A 17408-nucleotide genomic window follows, 5' to 3' on the forward strand; every position below is an offset into this window, starting at 1 on the left:
AATCATGTGTTTCAGTCGGTCCAAACTCACCCCAACCGAGGGACAGACATGAACATCCACGAATACCAAGCCAAAGCCTTGCTGAAATCTTTTGGCGCACCCGTCAGCGACGGTCGTCCGGTTTTGAAAGCCGAAGATGCCAAAACAGCCGCTGGCGAACTGGATGGCCCACTTTGGGTTGTTAAGGCACAAATCCACGCAGGTGGCCGCGGCAAGGGTTCGTTTAAAGAAGCCGACGCTGGCGACAAAGGCGGTGTACGCTTGACGAAATCTGCGACGGAAGCTGCAGAAGAAGCCAAAAAGATGCTCGGCCGCACATTGGTCACGCACCAGACTGGCCCAGCTGGTAAGCAAGTGAACCGCATCTACATCGAAGACGGTTCTGGCATCGAAACAGAAATGTACCTTGCCCTGCTCGTCGATCGTCAAACATCCCGCATCGGTTTCGTTGTATCGACCGAAGGCGGCATGGATATCGAAGAAGTCGCCGAAAACACACCTGAAAAGATCCTGAACTTCACAGTTGATCCTGCAACGGGCTACCAAGCCTACCACGGCCGTCGCGTCGCGTTTGCGCTGGGTCTGACTGGTCAGCAGGTCAAACAATGTGTTGGCCTGATGGGCATCCTTTACAAAGCATTCGTCGAAAAAGACATGGAAATGCTTGAGATCAACCCGCTGATCGTCACAGACAAGGGCGACCTGAAAGTGCTGGACGCGAAGGTATCGTTCGACGGCAACGCTGTTTATCGCCACCAAGATATCGCCGCCCTGCGCGACGAAACAGAAGAAGATCCAAAAGAACTGGCCGCTTCTAAATACGACCTGAACTACATCGCGCTTGACGGTGAAATTGGTTGCATGGTGAACGGTGCGGGTCTTGCGATGGCCACCATGGACATCATCAAACTCTACGGTGCTGAACCTGCCAACTTCCTGGACGTTGGTGGCGGCGCGACAAAAGAAAAAGTAACCGAAGCGTTTAAGATCATCACATCAGATCCAAACGTCAAAGGCATCCTTGTGAACATCTTCGGTGGCATCATGCGCTGTGATGTGATCGCCGAAGGCGTTGTCGCCGCGGTGAAAGAAGTTGGCTTGAAAGTGCCACTGGTTGTCCGCCTTGAAGGGACAAACGTGGAAGAAGGCAAAGCGATCATCAACAATTCAGACGTTGATGTAATTGCGGCTGACGACCTGAAAGACGGGGCGCAAAAAATCGTGTCTGCCGTCAAAGGCTGAGGCAGGATCAGGCAAGATCCAGAGCGGTGATCAGGGTGGGGCCTGATGTGACACGACGGTGTCAAAATATGATCAGATGCGGGACCCTAAACCGCACGACTTGGGAAGTCTTACGATGAAGTACATTTGCATATTCACCATGCTTACCGCTCTTGCTGCCTGTGACGCAGGATTTGGCGCGAGCCGGATTGGCGATACAATCCTTGAAACCGGCACACTGAACTGCACAGAAGGATCACCTCAGGAGCAAGCTCTTGTGGTTGGTACGGAAGCTGATCCAGTGCGCTGCGGACCACAAACACAGCCAATCGTTCAATAAGTCTAAAAGTCTGTCTTTTAGACATTCAATCAAACTGAATAGGAGTGGATTTTAACTGAATTGAGACTGCAACATCTCGTCAACTTTTGAACCGTAGTTCTGTTTACAAGGCACAATACTGTGCCACTGGATTACGACTTCAAAGGAAGATTGTCATGTTAAAGCCAATGCTCGCACTGCTCACACTCGCCGCAACAACCGCTTGTATGGATGTCGATAGGGCGGATGTATCCCGGAACTACACAGGCAGTTTGAATGGCTGCCCGGGATTGACCGGAATCAGCGCGCAGTATTCCCAATCCGTTGCAGGCATGCCTGTACGGTGCGGTCCGCAGTCCGCTTCGCCAGTGACTTTCCGCTAAATACACAACGTTCCGGCGCGCCAATAGCGCCGGAACAACCACCAAAAAGCAGCCTAGGCAGCACGACTAAAAACGAAAGGACAAGAAAAAACCAGAATTGGGCCAAAGTTTGGCTACATCGCCCCACCATTTCAATTTTAAGACAAAATCGAAACGAATGGTGGATGTACTCATGATCAAGCAATCAATTCTTGTTCTTTCAGCTCTAACTTTGACCGCATGCGTCGGGTCAGGCACAGAAACAGCAAACTTCGACAAACCAAGCACACAAGCTGCTTGCCCAGGTTTGACCGGCGTTAGCGCACAATATTCGGTCCAAATTGCAGGCATGCCTGTACGTTGTGGTCCACAAACAGAGAGCCCGGTTACCTTTCAATAAGGTTCGGGCCCCTTTGCCGCAAACCGCGGCGAGGGACGAACCAGAAGGGTGAAACATGCGGGGCACACCGATTAAACTGTTGGCGACAGGCTTCATGGCCTGTGGCCTTTTCGCATGCTCCAGCCCCGAACTCGTCGAACTACCAGTTCGTTCATCCCCCCAAGACCAAGCTCCCTATTCCCCTGACGTCGGCGATGCACCTTTGCGTGGCACCGCTGTGGCCATCGCATTGGCACCGGGGGAATGATGATGGTGCGCACATTTTCAATCACTTTGTTGATGGGATTGTCGAGCACTGCTTTCGCGCAGGATCTCGCAAACGCACCATGGACAGCCGACGAATTGAAGACGGTGTTCCATACCGCCTGCGTCGCGTCACAACCCGCTTTACTGGAACGCCGCACTGAAGACATGGCCGCATCCCTTGGGTTTGCCACGATTGACGGCGACGCTGATCTGACTGTGACGTCGGCCGATGCTGCATTGACGATTGCCGTTGACGGCAACCCGATAGAAGCATCCTGCACGATGACCCTACCCGTCAGCGCACACACGACTGATCCCGTTCAGATGCACGGCGCCCTTGGTGCCTTGTTTGCAGAACTGAACGCGGACGAACGCCCCAACGAAGAAATGATCAGCTCTGGTTTCAATTGGAACTGGGCATCTGACGACACTTACTACGACGCAATTCTCACACAAGATCAGGATCAATTGACCGTCTCCTTGACGGTCAGCCGCTAACCAAACCTGCGCCGGAAACGGGGCAATATCGATGACGACATAACAATTCGGAGGGCCCAATGGCCATTCTCGTAGACGAAAACACCAAAGTTATCTGCCAAGGCCTGACAGGGTCTCAGGGGACATTCCACTCCGAGCAAGCAATTGCATACGGCACCAAAATGGTTGGCGGCGTGACGCCAGGCAAAGGTGGTCAGACGCATCTGGACCTGCCGATCTTCAATTCTGTGCACGAAGCCAAATCCGTGACCGAAGCAAACGCGTCCGTAATCTACGTACCGCCGCCCTTCGCTGCGGATTCCATCCTCGAAGCGATCGACGCGGAAATGGAACTGATCATCTGTATCACTGAAGGCATTCCAGTGCTGGACATGATGCGCGTGAAACGTGCTTTGGAAGGCTCTGCCTCCCGCCTGATCGGGCCAAACTGCCCGGGCATCATCACACCTGACGCCTGCAAAATCGGCATTATGCCCGGCCACATTCACAAACGCGGGAGCGTGGGTGTTGTGTCCCGGTCCGGCACGCTAACTTACGAAGCAGTGAAACAGACATCTGACAGCGGTTTGGGCCAATCGACGGCCGTAGGCATCGGTGGTGACCCGATCAAAGGGACCGAGCATATCGATGTGCTCGACATGTTCCTCGACGATGATGAAACACACTCCATGATCATGATCGGTGAAATCGGCGGTTCTGCAGAAGAAGAAGCAGCCGAATTCCTGGCCGAGCAGCGCAAGAAGGGCCGTTGGAAACCTACCGCTGGCTTCATCGCTGGCCGTACAGCGCCTCCTGGCCGCCGTATGGGTCACGCTGGTGCGATTGTTGCCGGTGGTAAAGGCGACGCAGAAAGCAAGATCGAAGCGATGAAATCCGCAGGTATCGTCGTAGCAGACAGTCCGGCCACGCTTGGCGAAGCTGTGCTGGAAGCGATTGCGAAGTAAAAAAACGCAGGCGGGGGCAACCCCGCCTCACCCCTTTTCGAAGGGAACACCATGCCCGACCTAACCCCCAATGAGGTCCCCTCATGAACGACCAATCCCCCAACGACGTTTTCCACGCCTCTTCCTTCATGCAAGGGCATAACGCGGAATATATCGAACAGCTTTATGCCCGCTATGCCGACAATCCCGGCGCTGTCGACGAAAGCTGGCAGGCTTTCTTCCGGTCGCTTGGCGACGCACCTGCGGATGCAAAGGCCGAAGCCGCTGGCCCGTCTTGGGGTCGCACCGATTGGCCGCCCGTGCCAAACGACGATCTGACAGCAGCACTTGATGGCCAATGGGCCGCCGAACCAGAGGCCGCGGGCAAAAAGATTAAAGGCAAAGCTGCCGAAAAGGGTGTTGGTCTGTCCGAAGAACAGGTGCGTTCCGCCGTTCTGGATTCCATCCGCGCGTTGATGATCATCCGCGCATACCGTATTCGCGGCCACCTCATTGCCGACCTCGACCCGCTTGGTATGCGCGACAATGACCCGCATCCCGAACTTGATCCCGCGTCCTACGGTTTCACCGCCGCTGACATGGACCGCCCGATTTTTATCGACAATGTGCTGGGCCTTGAAATCGCGACGATGAACGAAATCATCGCGATTGTCCGCCGCACCTATTGCGGCACATTTGCCCTGCAGTACATGCATATTTCGAACCCTGATGAAGCGGGCTGGCTGAAAGAACGCATCGAAGGACTGGGCAAGGAAATCAGCTTTACCCAAAACGGACGGAAAGCGATCTTGAACTCCTTGGTGGAAGCCGAAGGTTTTGAAAAGTTCCTGCACGTCAAATACATGGGCACGAAGCGTTTCGGCCTGGATGGCGGCGAAAGCCTGATCCCTGCGATGGAACAGATCATCAAACGCGGTGGTCAATTGGGTCTCGAAGACATCGTCATCGGCATGCCGCACCGCGGCCGTTTGTCGGTCCTCGCCAACGTTATGGAAAAGCCGTACCGCGCGATTTTCAACGAATTCCAAGGCGGGTCGTTCAAACCTGAGGATGTCGATGGATCGGGCGATGTGAAGTACCACCTTGGTGCGTCATCTGATCGGTCTTTTGACGACAATACGGTCCACCTGTCCCTGACTGCGAACCCGTCCCACCTAGAGGCTGTGAACCCTGTTGTTCTCGGGAAAGTCCGCGCCAAGCAGGACCAAAAGAACGACGAAGACCGCACAAAAGTCATGGCGATCTTGCTGCACGGTGATGCAGCCTTTGCTGGCCAAGGTGTTGTCGCCGAAGGTTTCGGTTTGTCTGGCCTGAAAGGTCACAAAACCGGCGGCACGATGCATATCGTTGTGAACAACCAAATCGGATTTACAACTGCTCCGCATTTCAGCCGGTCCAGCCCTTATCCGACGGACATCGCCCTGATGGTCGAAGCCCCGATTTTCCACGTGAACGGGGACGATCCAGAGGCGGTTGTGCACGCGGCCCGCGTTGCGACCGAATTCCGTCAGAAGTTCCACAAAGACGTCGTTCTCGACATCATTTGCTACCGCCGCTTTGGTCACAACGAAGGCGATGAGCCGATGTTCACCAACCCGGTAATGTACAAGAAGATCAAAAAGCAGAAGACCACGCTGACTTTGTATACCGAACGTTTGGTCAAGGACGGCCTGATCCCGGAAGGCGAAATTGAAGACATGAAGGCCGCGTTCCAAGCGCACCTGAATGCCGAATTTGAAGCGGGCAAGGAATACAAACCGAACAAGGCCGATTGGCTCGACGGGAAATGGTCGCATCTAGATCGTCACAAAGACGACTATCAGCGCGGCGTGACCGCGATTGATGAGGCGACCTTTAAGGCTGTTGGTAAGGCTCTATCGACCGCACCGGAAAACTTCCCGCTGCACAAGACGGTTGCCCGTCTGCTGGATTCAAAAGCGAAAATGTTTGAAACCGGCGAAAATATCGACTGGGCCACCGGCGAAGCCTTGGCTTTCGGGTCGCTCCAGACAGAAGGCTACCCTGTCCGCCTGTCCGGTCAGGATTGTACGCGCGGCACTTTTAGCCACCGTCATTCCGGCCTGATCAATCAGGACAACGAAGATCGGTACTACCCGCTGAACAACATCCGCAAGGGTCAAGCCCAGTATGAAGTCATCGATTCCATGCTGTCGGAATACGCGGTGCTTGGGTTCGAATACGGCTATTCACTGGCCGAACCAAATGCGCTGACATTGTGGGAAGCCCAGTTTGGCGATTTCGCCAACGGCGCCCAAATCATGTTTGACCAGTTCATCAGTTCTGGTGAAAGCAAATGGTTGCGGATGTCCGGTCTCGTTTGTCTGTTGCCACATGGGTACGAAGGCCAAGGGCCCGAACATTCAAGCGCCCGTCTGGAACGTTTCCTGACGATGTGTGGAGGTGACAACTGGATCGTTGCGAACTGTACGACGCCTGCGAACTACTTCCACCTGCTGCGCCGCCAGCTGCACCGGACGTTCCGTAAACCGTTGATCTTGATGACACCAAAATCCTTGCTGCGTCACAAGTTGGCGGTTTCCAAAGCCGAAGAATTCACGACAGGATCATCGTTCCACCGTGTTCTTTGGGATGATGCCCAGCAGGGCAATTCGGACACGGAACTGGTTGCGGACGACAAGATCAAGAAGGTCGTGATGTGTTCCGGTAAGGTCTACTATGACCTGCTGGAAGAACGCGACGCGCGCGGCATCAAGGACGTCTATATCCTCCGGTTCGAACAGTTCTATCCGTTCCCTGCGCAGTCCGCAGTGAACGAACTTGAACGGTTCAAGAATGCCGAAATGGTTTGGTGTCAGGAAGAACCCAAGAACCAAGGTGCTTGGTCCTTTATGGAACCAAACATTGAATGGGTTCTGACCCGTATCAAAGCGAAAAACACGCGTCCGGCCTACGCCGGTCGTGCCGCCGCCGCATCCCCTGCGACCGGTTTGGCCAGCCAACACAAAGCACAGCAAACAGCCCTCGTTGACGATGCGCTGACGATTAAAGGATCAAAGAAATGAGCACCGAAGTTCGCGTCCCAACACTGGGTGAATCCGTGACAGAAGCCACGGTCGCCACATGGTTCAAACAACCCGGCGACACTGTCGCGGTTGATGAAATGCTGTGTGAATTGGAAACAGACAAGGTGACCGTTGAGGTGCCATCGCCCATCGCCGGCACGTTGTCTGAAATCGTCGCTGCAGAAGGCGAAACAGTAGGCGTCGACGCCCTGCTGGCACAAATCAGCGAAGGCGACGCTGCACCAGCGCCCGCTGCCAAGAAAGAAGAACCAAAGGCAGAAGCCGCACCAGCCCCGGCTGCTGCAACGAAGGACGTTGAAGACGCGCCATCCGCGAAAAAACTGATGGCCGAAAACAACCTGACAGATGTGCAGGGCACTGGCAAAGACGGCCGTGTGATGAAAGGCGACGTGCTGAACGCGCTGGCCACGCCTGCCCCTGCCGCCGCCGCCCCACGTGCGCCGGTCGCTGCTGATCAGGCTGCGCGCGAAGAACGTGTGAAGATGACACGCCTGCGCCAGACCATCGCAAAACGTCTAAAAGACAGCCAAAACACCGCCGCGATGCTGACCACCTACAACGAGGTCGACATGACCGAGGTGATGGCGCTGCGCAACGAATACAAAGACCTGTTCTTGAAGAAACACGGTGTGAAGCTTGGCTTCATGTCCTTCTTCACGAAGGCCTGCATTCACGCGCTGAACGAAGTGCCAGAAGTGAACGCTGAGATCGACGGCACCGACGTGGTCTACAAAAACTACGTCAACATGGGCATCGCCGCAGGTACGCCAACGGGTCTTGTCGTCCCAGTGATCAACGATGCCGATCAGATGTCCTTTGCGGGTATCGAAAAGGCAATCGGTGCGATGGGCGCAAAAGCCCGTGACGGCAAACTGTCCATGGCGGAAATGCAAGGCGGGACCTTCACGATCTCGAACGGCGGTGTCTACGGTTCCCTCATGTCGTCCCCAATCCTGAACCCCCCGCAGTCCGGCATCTTGGGCATGCACAAAATCCAAGACCGCCCGATGGCGATCAACGGTCAGGTCGTGATCCGTCCGATGATGTATCTGGCGCTGTCCTACGACCACCGGATCGTCGACGGCAAAGGTGCGGTGACGTTCCTTGTACGGGTGAAAGAGGCGCTCGAAGATCCACGTCGGTTGTTGATGGATTTGTAAAGAACGGTAAACGCATTTGTAGTGCTTGAAAGACTGAAAAAGTCTCTCAAGCACTTAGTTCTGCAAGCGTATCGGATGAACCTATGAGGCGATCTATCTCCACAATAATCGCGGGCGCACTATTCGGCTTATTCATTGGTTCGTCAATGGGACTGGCGTTTGGTGGTTCCGCATACAATGCCGCTTGGTTTTTTACTCCACTTGGCGCTTTCATTGGCTGGCTAGTTCACAAATCGAGTGCTTCAGAAGGTGTGGATCTGGAACAAACAAGAGATTTCGATGCGCTCGATTCCAGTGCGGAGAAGGTAGGGAAGGCTTCGGCAAATATCTTTACCTCTCTATTAAAGATCTTGGCCTCTCTCTGGAATTTTCAAATTGATCTTTTGGACACGCTTGGGCTTCTTCAGACTTTCGTCAAACAACCACTTTTGTTTGCAGGGTTATGTGTGGTCATTTCAGTGTTTTTTCCTCCATTTTTGGTGATCTATTTTTTATCATGGTTGGGGGCGAGCCATTTTGGCGCAACAGAGAATACCAAGTATAGAGCAAAAAACGCATGACACCTGAACTCACAGTTCTAGCCCTAGCTGCCGTTCTCCAAGCGGTTCAGTTCATGCTCTATTCCGTCTTCGCGAACCTACAGGTCGGCCCGAAAAAGGCGATGGGTCCGCGTGATACGCATATTACGCTGACAGGCACCGCTGGTCGTTTGCAGCGCGCCATGAACAACCATTTCGAAGGGTTGATCTTTTTCACCATCGCCGTCGTGGTAGTCGTGCTTGGCGACAAGGCGACCGCATTCTCCGCAATTTGCGCGTGGACCTATCTGGGTGCCCGCGTCCTCTATGTCCCTGCTTACACATTTGGATGGACCCCTTGGCGGTCGCTCATTTGGTTCGTAGGGTTCACCGCAACCATGCTGATGATCCTGTCAGCGCTTTTGTTCTAACATCGCGGTGCACGCGTTGTGCACGTATTGTGCACGCGAGTCACAGCCCAATTTCGCCCTAGGAGATCCCCCATGGCTAACTACGACGTCATCATCATCGGTTCAGGTCCCGGCGGCTATGTATCCGCAATCCGCTGCGCCCAGCTTGGTCTGAAAACGGCCATTGTTGAGGGTCGCGAAACGCTTGGCGGGACCTGCCTAAACATCGGCTGTATCCCATCCAAAGCATTGCTGCACGCCACCCATATGCTGCACGAAGCCGAACATAATTTCGGCGAAATGGGCCTAAAGGGCAAAGCGCCGTCTGTGGATTGGAAGCAGATGCAAACCTACAAAGCCAACGTCATCGGTCAGAATACCGGCGGTGTTGAATTCTTGATGAAGAAGAACAAAATCGACTGGCTGAAAGGCTGGGGATCAATCCCTGAAGCGGGCAAGGTCAAGGTCGGCGACGACGTCCACGAGGCGAAGAACATCATCGTCGCCACAGGGTCCGAACCATCCGCCCTGCCGGGCATTGAAGTCGATGAAAAGACTGTCGTGACATCAACCGGCGCGCTTGAGCTTGGCAAAATTCCAAAGAAATTGGTCGTGATCGGCGCGGGTGTCATCGGGTTGGAGCTTGGGTCTGTTTATGCCCGTCTTGGTGCCGAAGTGACTGTAATTGAATTCCTCGATGCAATCACACCAGGTATGGATGCCGAGGTTGCGAAGACATTCCAGAAACTGCTGATGAAACAGGGTCTGAAATTCACGCTGGGCGCTGCTGTTCAAGGCGTTGAGACCAAGAACAACAAGGCCAAAGTGACGTATAAACTACGCAAAGACGATTCCGAGCACACAGTTGACGCGGACACCGTGCTGGTTGCCACTGGCCGTAAACCCTACACAACGGGTTTGGGTCTGGATGCGCTTGGCGTTGCGATGTCCGACCGTGGCCAGATCAAAACCGACGCGAAATATGCGACCAATGTCGCTGGTATCTATGCGATTGGCGATGCGATCGACGGCCCAATGTTGGCCCACAAAGCTGAAGACGAAGGCATGGCTGTCGCGGAAGGCATCGCAGGCCAGCAGCCCCATGTGAACTACGACGTGATCCCGGGCGTGATCTACACGCACCCAGAGGTTGGCAGCGTCGGCAAAACTGAAGAACAGCTGAAGGAAGAAGGCCGCGCCTACAAAGTCGGCAAATTCCCGTTCTTGGGCAACGGCCGCGCCAAGGCGAACTTTGCCGGCGACGGGTTTGTAAAGATGTTGGTAGATGCGTCATCCGACCGGATTTTGGGCGCGCATATCATCGGCCCAATGGCGGGCGATTTGATCCATGAAATCTGTGTCGCGATGGAATTTGGCGCGGCTGCCGAAGATATCGCACGCACATGCCACGCGCACCCGACCTATTCCGAAGCGGTGCGTGAAGCCGCCCTCGCCTGTGGCGACGGCGCGATCCACATGTAAATCAATCTTTGCTGGCCTCTTTCGCGGGGCCAGCAACGCCCACATGCTTGCGCCACAAATCGCGAAACGGCAGCGTGTAAATCTTCCAAACGGATGTATATTCCGTTTCTTCCACACCATAGAGCCCGAATTTCACGTCCCGATCATCGTCGGGCATGTGGTAGGTTTTGAACAATACATCCCAAACCGGAAACATGAACGCGAAGTTCTTGTCGAGGTGATCAGGATGGCAGCTGTGGTGCACGTGATGGTGCGCGGGCGACGGGAACACCTTTGACCAGTTCCCTTTCCACCGTAGCCAGACATGCGAATGACGCAGGTGGTAGCCGCCGACGTTGAAAAGAAAGAAGAACAGCGGCACGCCCAGCACCTCTGGCGGGCGCGGCACGTATCCAAAGACAAGGGCGACGACGCCCATCAAAACGCCGTACCCTGCCCCGATCCCGATGCCGTAGGCGATGTTATCAACCGGATGTTCGCGGAAATTCGACAGCGGATGCATGACCTCTGGGCTGTGGTGTACCTTGTGAAAATTCCACAAAAACGGGATCTTATGCTGCAGGTAATGGATAAAAAACCCGATGAAGTCCCCGACCGCGATCGCGATGATCAGGTAGATCAACGAAATCGACATGCCTTTGATCGTCAGCACTTCGTTCCAGTTGAAAGCGACCAGTTCGTTTGATCCGGTGATCAGCTGAAACGTGAACGCCAATGTGCCGGCTAGCAGTCCGATGTGGATCAATTTCATCGTCAGTTCGTTGATCACGAAGAAACGAAGATCAAGCCACGCCGATGCGTTGCTCCAGACCTTTTTCGGAAACAGAAACGCAAGGAACGACGGTGTATTGTCGCCATTGCGAGGCCATGTCTTGCGGTAGACGAACAGCGCAAACAAAGCGCTGGTCATCAAGTAAACCCAAAACAGACGGTGATCCGAGCTTGTTGGGTACGCGATCACAGCCCAGAAGCGATCCGACAACGTCGTCGAAATCCGCTCGAACAATGCGAGTAATGTGTCTGTCATGCCCTATGACCTGCTTTTGATATTTCTTCTTTTGTCATTAAAATCTTAAAAAATGGGCTCAAATACAACGAAAATGGGTCGATACCGCGCCAGCCCATAGATATGCGACCCATCAGACACGCACTGGCGCGATCGCATTGCATTTCATATCTATGATATGTCCAACGAAGGAACCCTGATGTGTCCCCCGAAGTTACCATTCTGATCATCAACGCGGCTTTGTTGGCCTTTGCATATCTGTGGGCTTACCCGAGTTTGCCGCACAAGAGCTGGAATGCCATCATGTGGCGCGATGTTGTGATTTCAGTCGCGGCCTTGGTTCTGGCTGGCGCATTATTTTTAGGGCGCGATCTGGCTTTTGATATGATCCTATTTAGCACGAATTGGTTCATATTTTCTTTTGTGACCATGAGCTTAATGGAAATACCGTTGTTTATCTGGTTTGCCCGCAAGCATGGTCTGCGTTTTGATGAATCGGATGAATCCTAACAGACGAGCAGGTTGAATTTGTCATACTCATGTCCGACTGCAACCACACGTTAACCACATTACCGCGCTAACCTTGCTCAACTTAAACCTTTGTTGGACAGGCAAATGCAGCGTTTATTGATGGCTCTCCCGATCCTTATGCTCGTGGCAACACCTGCGTCTGCGGCAACTTTGACGACGCTTTGGGTGGTGACGAAATACGGCGGAATCGTTTTAGGGATCGTTCTGATTTTGTTTGTTGCGATGCGCAAACGCCCCCGTAAAGAGACAAAGATCGAAGTTCCATCATTGCCGGAAACGCCAATGTTCTCGGAAACATTGCTTACGATGATGTTCCACACCGCACGGCTGAGCGGCGACATCAGCCAGAACACGCTTCAGGTGTTGTTGCGGTCGTACAAACATTTGACCGGCAATACTGTCAGTCAAAAGATGATCACTGCGAAATATGCACAGACAACAGAAGCTGACGAACTGCTTGGAATTGTCGCGCCATTTTCCCGGATTGAGCGTGATACGATCATGAGAGCCTGCGTTGACGTGGCCGCCGCCGATGGTGCCTTGACCAGCGCCGAGCACGATTTTTTGATGGCGCTTAGCACGGCCTTGGGCCATGACGCTGCCGTCTTCCGTGATCAAATTCGCATGGCTTTGCATACCGATAGACCACGGACCATCGTCCCGACTGCGATGCCTGCTTAGGCTTTCAACATCCGCAGCCCTTGTGTTGCGTCTGTCCGGACTGACAATCGCAAACCGGGTTCATCCCCTGCCTTCAACGCCGCGAGGATCAGTTTGTGGTGATAAGGCGGTTCCGTCCGATTGAGCCGCCCGTAAAGCGCACGCATCGTCGGTCCAAGTTGCAACCAAACCGTTTCCATCACCGCCAACATCGCGGGCGCTTGGGCCCGCAGGTAAAGCGTGCGGTGGAATTCAAGGTTCATACGGATGTAGCCGGATGCGTCGTGCCGCGCGACCATCTGACTGACACCTTGGTTGATCGCCTCAAGCCGTTCGATCAGCGCAAAATGCGCCCGCGGCAAGGCACGACTGGCCAATTCCGGTTCGATCATCGCGCGCAAGGTCGCGAGTTCTTCGATCCGGTCGTTGGACAGTTCTGGCGTCGTTACACGTCCCGATGACGAAAGCGACAAAGCCCCTTCCGCCACCAAACGCCGCACGGCTTCGCGCGCGGGCGTCATGGAGACATCAAAATCCTTACCGATCCCCCGCAACGTCAGCGCCGCCCCAGGATCAATTTCACCATGCATAATTTGGGTACGCAAAGCGCGATACACACGTTCGTGGGCAGCAGCGGTTGGATCTAGGGGACGTGGCGCAATCATGCGATCTTTGTGATCACAAAACCGGATCAGGTCAATCGCCGAACTGTACCCGATGCAATTGATCACCGTTTTCACGTAACCAGCGACGTGCCGGCATGTGATCCCCATACAGCCGTTCCACGACGGCCCAAAACGCAGGGGAATGGTTCATCTCGGCCAAATGCGCGACTTCGTGGGCGGCGACGTAATCCAGCACCTCTGGCGGGGCCATAATCAGCCGCCATGAATACATCAACGTCCCTTTGGATGAACATGACCCCCACCGCGACCGCGTATCACGCAGCGACAGACGGGCGTAGGTTTTACCAATCTGCGCCGCATAGCGATCAGATGCGGAGGCCAGCACATCACGCGCCTGCGCTTTTAACAGCGCTTGGGCTTTCTGGCCCGCAGTCTGTTCATTTGGGACATGCAATGCATCTTCGGTCAGCATCGCCCGCTTGCTGCGCCCTGCCACAACGGGGATCAACCGACCGGCAAAAGGGACCGTGCCGCCTGCTTCAACCACGTGTAATTCGCGGACCTGGGACAGATGCCCGCGCAGCCACGATTCGCGTTCTTCGAGGAATGCGACCGCCTCTGGCACCCGCGCGCGCTTAGGAATCGTCAGTGTGACGCGCCCATCCAGCCGCGACACCCGTAAAGACAGGCGTTTGGCGGTAGATGACCGGCGTAAAGCGACCTCAATCGGGGGGTTGCCATGCAGGGTATGGTGGCCCATATCCATAGTTCCGTTGTTGACCTGTGCCAAAGGCTTTGACACCACTGTTTGCTTATGGCAGTTGGCAGCGATCCGCTGCAAGAGCACGACCAGATTTATAAGGAATAGCCAATGCCTAAGGAAGAGTGGGGCACGAAGCGCCTCTGCCCCGAGACCGGCAAACGCTTCTACGATTTGAACGCCACGCCGGTGATCAGCCCGTACACAGGGAAAGAAGTCCCTGTTGAGACTGGCAAGACACGGACGATGGTTGCTGATGCCGAAGATGCGCAGACCAAGAAAATGAACGCCAAAGACGCGGATCAAGACGATGATCTGGTGTTGGACGACGAAGACGCGGACGACGATGATGATGTCGATCTGGGCGACGACGTTCTGGAAGATGATGACGATGATACCGTTTCATTGGAAGAATTGGCTGATGTAGCCACTGGCGACGACGACGATTAATTCGTCTCAGAAGATTTTCGTGATGGGCGAGATTTTTGATCTTGATCTCGCCCGCCACGCTGCATAGACAGCAGCACGCGACGCAAGTCGTTCCCATGTGGAAATATCCACATCTGATGGGGCCTTAGCTCAGCTGGGAGAGCGCCTGCATGGCATGCAGGAGGTCAGCGGTTCGATCCCGCTAGGCTCCACCATCACCTCTCAAACCCCTTATTTTACTGTAAAGCCTTTGATTTACAGGTGATTGATGTCCAAGTGTAACGGGAAAGTGCTACAGTGACGAGGTTAGTCAAAGTGGCTGGACACACCCGATTGTACCGCAGAGGTGCGGTCTATTATCATCGTGCTGCAATCCCAAACGATATCAAAGAGACCTACCCAAAGGCCGAAGAAGTTTTCTCATTGAAGACGAAAGACCACGCTGAAGCGCTCCAAAAGGTGCGCGTGGCCGCTGTCGAAGTTGACCAGCGCTTCGCCAATCATCGTCGCGAGTTAGCACGTGAGCAAGCTGATGTGCTGGACGCTCTTACACCAGACCAAATCAACTCGGTTCGTGATGCGTACTACCGCCACCTGCTGGAGGAAGATGAGGAGGTTCGGCTAGATGGCTTCGTTGAACTCGGTGATGATGGCAACGTGATAGGGGCGCTCCCTGACGAGCCGCTAACCAGCTTTGCAGAGCATGGCGAACAGATTGACAACTTCGACAAGGATGCGCGTCATCTATCAGCACAGGGCAAGTCCGACCCATTCTGGGATGGTGAAGTTGATGAGGTGCTCAGCTGGAGTGATATCAATCTCAAGCTTGCACCCGCTTCACCTGATCGAAAACGTCTAGCTCAGGCCTTGCAACAAGCTGTTGTACTGGCGTCCAAAGACACGAAGGCCCGCCAGCAAGGGGATGTCGTCTTGACCCCTCCAGCCCCTGCCCCAATCGAGCGGAAGGCCAGCCTTATGTCCTCCAAGGTCTCAGAATGGGTCGAAGAAAAGTCGAGGTCAGATTGGGGTATCAAGTCACAGGACGACCATCGTCACTGGCTTGCTGTCTTCATCGAAATCGTAGGAGAACGGCCCTACACGGACTACGGCAAAGCCGATGGGCTGCGGTTCAAATCAGTTCTTTCCAAGCTTCCCGCCAACATCAAGAAGCTCAGAGAGACGCGGGACCTACCGCTACTGCAGGCCGTCGACAAGGCTCAAGAATTGGGTTTGGAACCGATATCGATTTCCACCTACAACAAAGCCATGGTACGCGTCGGGTCATTCTTCGGTTGGCTAGCGATCAACACCATCGAGGAAATCTCGAACCCCGTGGACAAGCTGCGCCTCAGAGACAAAGTCAGCGCCAAGGACAAACGTGCACCTATCTCACAGGCCGACCTGACGACCCTCTTTAGCAGCCCAGTATGGCGCACTTGTCATTCCGCACGACTTTGCGCGAGAAGCGGCAATTTTGAGATGACTAGCCATTGGAAGTTCTGGCTGCCTATGATCGCAGTCTGGACCGGAGCAAGGTCGAACGAAATCGGTCAGCTACTGATTTCAGACATAAAGACCGAGGATGGCGTCGACTATCTACACATCGTAGATGAGATGGAGTTCCAGCGGACCAAAAGCAACGCATCACGCAGGAAGGTCCCAATACACAGTCAACTAAAGCAGTTAGGCCTGTTAGAGTTAGTTTCTGAACGCGCAAGCGCTGCTGATCCGAAAGCAAGGCTTTTCCCTGATCTGAAGGTAGGCGCAAAAGGCTACTTCTCAGAGAACGTCACGAAGTTCTTCTCACCGTACATGGAGAAGATCGACATCAAGACGAGCAAGACTTCATTCCACAGCCTTCGGCACAGCTTTCAGGACGCTTGTCGAAGAGCGAAGGTCTATCAAGGGCACGGGGAGGCCATAGCTGGCCGTGAAGAGGGCGGGACTGGTGGCGCATATGGTGGTGAAGGCTACGACGTCAGCGAACTCAATGCCTCGTTACAGCTTATCAGCTACCCTTCCGTCGATTGGACATCCATACCGGCCTATCGCTCAGGTCACTATAAATCCTAGAGGACCGCTAAAGCGCCGCTCGGACATGTGTGGAACTAGTAATCCTAAGGCGTTCCAGAGGCAGGAATTACCCCCTCCCTTCACAAGGAACCCACACAGGATTAACCCAATGACGACCCAATGCCCCGTCTGCGGCTTTGCTTTTGCCCGTAGACGAAAGGACCAAGCTTACTGTAGTCCGAACTGCCGTAAGGCTAAGTATCAGCGCCAGAAACGCGTACAGACGCCAGCTAACAGCTCACATAGCCACAGTAAACGACAAGACAACGAACTGCTGTTTGATCGTTCAAAACGGCTGGCTGAGATGTACTACACGACCGCCCCTGCATCACGACTAGGCGTACTGAAAGACTTCATAGACCAAGCCCGTTCGGGTCACTCAGGTCTCCGCCAAATCTTGACGAATAAAATGCTACTGAAACCGCCAAGACAAAAGAAGCAGCTTTTCTACTGCAACAGCCCCAAAAGCTACAAAACGATCAGTCAACTTGCCAATCGCTACTGTTGGCGGTTCTGGAAACACAGTGTGAAATGCGTCGTCTACGGCAAAGCGCCCGAACCTAAAACTGGTGAAGTGATCTGTTCATCACATGGCCATCTAATCACCGCATAACTTGTTCTGACCATCATGTTTCAATCGTGGTGGTCAGAAGGCGTCGTCACCATATTATGAAAGGGGTGAAGGCTAACGTGATGCG

Annotated in this window: 18 protein-coding genes and 1 tRNA gene; 16 read left to right on the plus strand and 3 right to left on the minus strand. The window is 54.2% G+C overall.

Going from position 1 to position 17408, the window contains the following annotated elements; all coding sequences use genetic code 11:
* The first annotated feature begins 48 nt into the window (after window positions 1–48).
* From sucC to lpdA, 11 genes are all read left to right on the plus strand, one after another.
* A complete protein-coding gene (gene sucC, locus K3729_16680; GenBank protein ID UWQ99023.1) occupies window positions 49–1242 on the plus strand; it encodes an ADP-forming succinate--CoA ligase subunit beta in 1194 nt (397 codons plus the stop codon).
* A 115-nt stretch (window positions 1243–1357) separates the two neighbouring features.
* Window positions 1358–1561, plus strand: a complete 204-nt coding sequence (locus K3729_16685) for a hypothetical protein (protein UWQ99024.1) — start codon at window positions 1358–1360, stop codon at window positions 1559–1561.
* Between the two features lie 155 nt (window positions 1562–1716).
* Window positions 1717–1923 (plus strand): hypothetical protein, encoded by a 207-nt coding sequence (locus K3729_16690; protein ID UWQ99025.1) that lies wholly within the window; start codon window positions 1717–1719, stop codon window positions 1921–1923.
* 434 nt (window positions 1924–2357) lie between these two features.
* Window positions 2358–2549, plus strand: a complete 192-nt coding sequence (locus K3729_16695; GenBank protein ID UWQ99026.1) for a hypothetical protein — start codon at window positions 2358–2360, stop codon at window positions 2547–2549.
* Window positions 2546–3046, plus strand: a complete 501-nt coding sequence (locus tag K3729_16700; protein ID UWQ99027.1) for a hypothetical protein — start codon at window positions 2546–2548, stop codon at window positions 3044–3046. Before K3729_16695 ends, K3729_16700 begins: the two co-directional genes overlap by 4 nt.
* A 59-nt stretch (window positions 3047–3105) precedes the next feature.
* Window positions 3106–3990: a succinate--CoA ligase subunit alpha gene (gene sucD, locus K3729_16705; protein ID UWQ99028.1), complete on the plus strand. Its 885-nt coding sequence runs from the start codon at window positions 3106–3108 to the stop codon at window positions 3988–3990.
* An 83-nt stretch (window positions 3991–4073) separates the two neighbouring features.
* Window positions 4074–7034, plus strand: coding sequence for a 2-oxoglutarate dehydrogenase E1 component (locus tag K3729_16710; protein ID UWQ99029.1), 2961 nt, complete (start codon window positions 4074–4076; stop codon window positions 7032–7034).
* Window positions 7031–8215: a 2-oxoglutarate dehydrogenase complex dihydrolipoyllysine-residue succinyltransferase gene (gene odhB / locus K3729_16715; GenBank protein UWQ99030.1), complete on the plus strand. Its 1185-nt coding sequence runs from the start codon at window positions 7031–7033 to the stop codon at window positions 8213–8215. The genes K3729_16710 and odhB overlap by 4 nt, the downstream gene beginning before the upstream one ends.
* 83 nt (window positions 8216–8298) lie before the next feature.
* A complete protein-coding gene (locus tag K3729_16720; protein ID UWQ99031.1) occupies window positions 8299–8775 on the plus strand; it encodes a hypothetical protein in 477 nt (158 codons plus the stop codon).
* Window positions 8772–9164 carry an MAPEG family protein gene (locus K3729_16725; protein ID UWQ99032.1) on the plus strand — a complete coding sequence of 131 codons (393 nt, stop codon included), beginning with the start codon at window positions 8772–8774 and terminating at the stop codon, window positions 9162–9164. Before K3729_16720 ends, K3729_16725 begins: the two co-directional genes overlap by 4 nt.
* 72 nt (window positions 9165–9236) lie before the next feature.
* Window positions 9237–10625: a dihydrolipoyl dehydrogenase gene (gene lpdA, locus K3729_16730; protein UWQ99033.1), complete on the plus strand. Its 1389-nt coding sequence runs from the start codon at window positions 9237–9239 to the stop codon at window positions 10623–10625.
* 1 nt (window position 10626) lies between these two features.
* Here lpdA and K3729_16735 read toward each other — a convergent pair whose 3' ends face one another.
* Window positions 10627–11652, minus strand: coding sequence for a sterol desaturase family protein (locus K3729_16735; GenBank protein UWQ99034.1), 1026 nt, complete (start codon window positions 11650–11652; stop codon window positions 10627–10629).
* A 180-nt stretch (window positions 11653–11832) separates the two neighbouring features.
* Here K3729_16735 and K3729_16740 point away from each other — a divergent pair, with 180 nt between their 5' ends.
* Both K3729_16740 and K3729_16745 read left to right on the plus strand, forming a co-directional pair.
* On the plus strand, window positions 11833–12141 hold the full coding sequence (locus K3729_16740) for a hypothetical protein (protein ID UWQ99035.1): 309 nt from the start codon (window positions 11833–11835) through the stop codon (window positions 12139–12141).
* Window positions 12142–12246: 105 nt separating this feature from the next.
* Window positions 12247–12843, plus strand: a complete 597-nt coding sequence (locus K3729_16745; protein UWQ99036.1) for a TerB family tellurite resistance protein — start codon at window positions 12247–12249, stop codon at window positions 12841–12843.
* Here K3729_16745 and K3729_16750 read toward each other — a convergent pair.
* On the minus strand, window positions 12840–13487 hold the full coding sequence (locus K3729_16750; GenBank protein ID UWR01105.1) for a GntR family transcriptional regulator: 648 nt from the start codon (window positions 13485–13487) through the stop codon (window positions 12840–12842). The two genes, K3729_16745 and K3729_16750, sit on opposite strands and share 4 nt — an antisense overlap.
* Before the next feature lie 31 nt (window positions 13488–13518).
* Window positions 13519–14208 (minus strand): M48 family metallopeptidase, encoded by a 690-nt coding sequence (locus tag K3729_16755; GenBank protein ID UWR01106.1) that lies wholly within the window; start codon window positions 14206–14208, stop codon window positions 13519–13521.
* Window positions 14209–14319: 111 nt separating this feature from the next.
* On the opposite strand from K3729_16755, the gene K3729_16760 reads away from it, so the two are divergent.
* The 3 genes from K3729_16760 to K3729_16770 all read left to right on the plus strand — a co-directional run bounded on the left by K3729_16760 (window position 14320) and on the right by K3729_16770 (window position 16710).
* Window positions 14320–14658: a TIGR02300 family protein gene (locus tag K3729_16760; GenBank protein UWQ99037.1), complete on the plus strand. Its 339-nt coding sequence runs from the start codon at window positions 14320–14322 to the stop codon at window positions 14656–14658.
* Between the two features lie 118 nt (window positions 14659–14776).
* Window positions 14777–14852, plus strand: a tRNA-Ala gene (locus K3729_16765).
* Window positions 14853–14952: 100 nt separating this feature from the next.
* Entirely contained in the window at window positions 14953–16710 is a 1758-nt protein-coding gene (locus K3729_16770; GenBank protein UWQ99038.1) for a site-specific integrase, read from the plus strand.
* The last annotated feature ends 698 nt before the right edge of the window (window positions 16711–17408 follow it).

This window comes from Rhodobacteraceae bacterium S2214, from assembly GCA_025141675.1.
GTDB lineage: Bacteria > Pseudomonadota > Alphaproteobacteria > Rhodobacterales > Rhodobacteraceae > Yoonia.

Bases quoted from the DNA above. Each gene is read 5' to 3' on its own strand.
- sucC (UWQ99023.1), top strand. From the start codon at position 49: ATGAACATCCACGAATACCAAGCCAAAGCCTTGCTGAAATCTTTTGGC.
- K3729_16685 (UWQ99024.1), top strand. From the start codon at position 1,358: ATGAAGTACATTTGCATATTCACCATGCTTACCGCTCTTGCTGCCTGT.
- K3729_16690 (UWQ99025.1), top strand. From the start codon at position 1,717: ATGTTAAAGCCAATGCTCGCACTGCTCACACTCGCCGCAACAACCGCT.
- K3729_16695 (UWQ99026.1), top strand. From the start codon at position 2,358: ATGCGGGGCACACCGATTAAACTGTTGGCGACAGGCTTCATGGCCTGT.
- K3729_16700 (UWQ99027.1), top strand. From the start codon at position 2,546: ATGATGATGGTGCGCACATTTTCAATCACTTTGTTGATGGGATTGTCG.
- sucD (UWQ99028.1), top strand. From the start codon at position 3,106: ATGGCCATTCTCGTAGACGAAAACACCAAAGTTATCTGCCAAGGCCTG.
- K3729_16710 (UWQ99029.1), top strand. From the start codon at position 4,074: ATGAACGACCAATCCCCCAACGACGTTTTCCACGCCTCTTCCTTCATG.
- odhB (UWQ99030.1), top strand. From the start codon at position 7,031: ATGAGCACCGAAGTTCGCGTCCCAACACTGGGTGAATCCGTGACAGAA.
- K3729_16720 (UWQ99031.1), top strand. From the start codon at position 8,299: ATGAGGCGATCTATCTCCACAATAATCGCGGGCGCACTATTCGGCTTA.
- K3729_16725 (UWQ99032.1), top strand. From the start codon at position 8,772: ATGACACCTGAACTCACAGTTCTAGCCCTAGCTGCCGTTCTCCAAGCG.
- lpdA (UWQ99033.1), top strand. From the start codon at position 9,237: ATGGCTAACTACGACGTCATCATCATCGGTTCAGGTCCCGGCGGCTAT.
- K3729_16735 (UWQ99034.1), bottom strand. From the start codon at position 11,652: ATGACAGACACATTACTCGCATTGTTCGAGCGGATTTCGACGACGTTG.
- K3729_16745 (UWQ99036.1), top strand. From the start codon at position 12,247: ATGCAGCGTTTATTGATGGCTCTCCCGATCCTTATGCTCGTGGCAACA.
- K3729_16750 (UWR01105.1), bottom strand. From the start codon at position 13,487: ATGATTGCGCCACGTCCCCTAGATCCAACCGCTGCTGCCCACGAACGT.
- K3729_16755 (UWR01106.1), bottom strand. From the start codon at position 14,208: ATGGGCCACCATACCCTGCATGGCAACCCCCCGATTGAGGTCGCTTTA.
- K3729_16760 (UWQ99037.1), top strand. From the start codon at position 14,320: ATGCCTAAGGAAGAGTGGGGCACGAAGCGCCTCTGCCCCGAGACCGGC.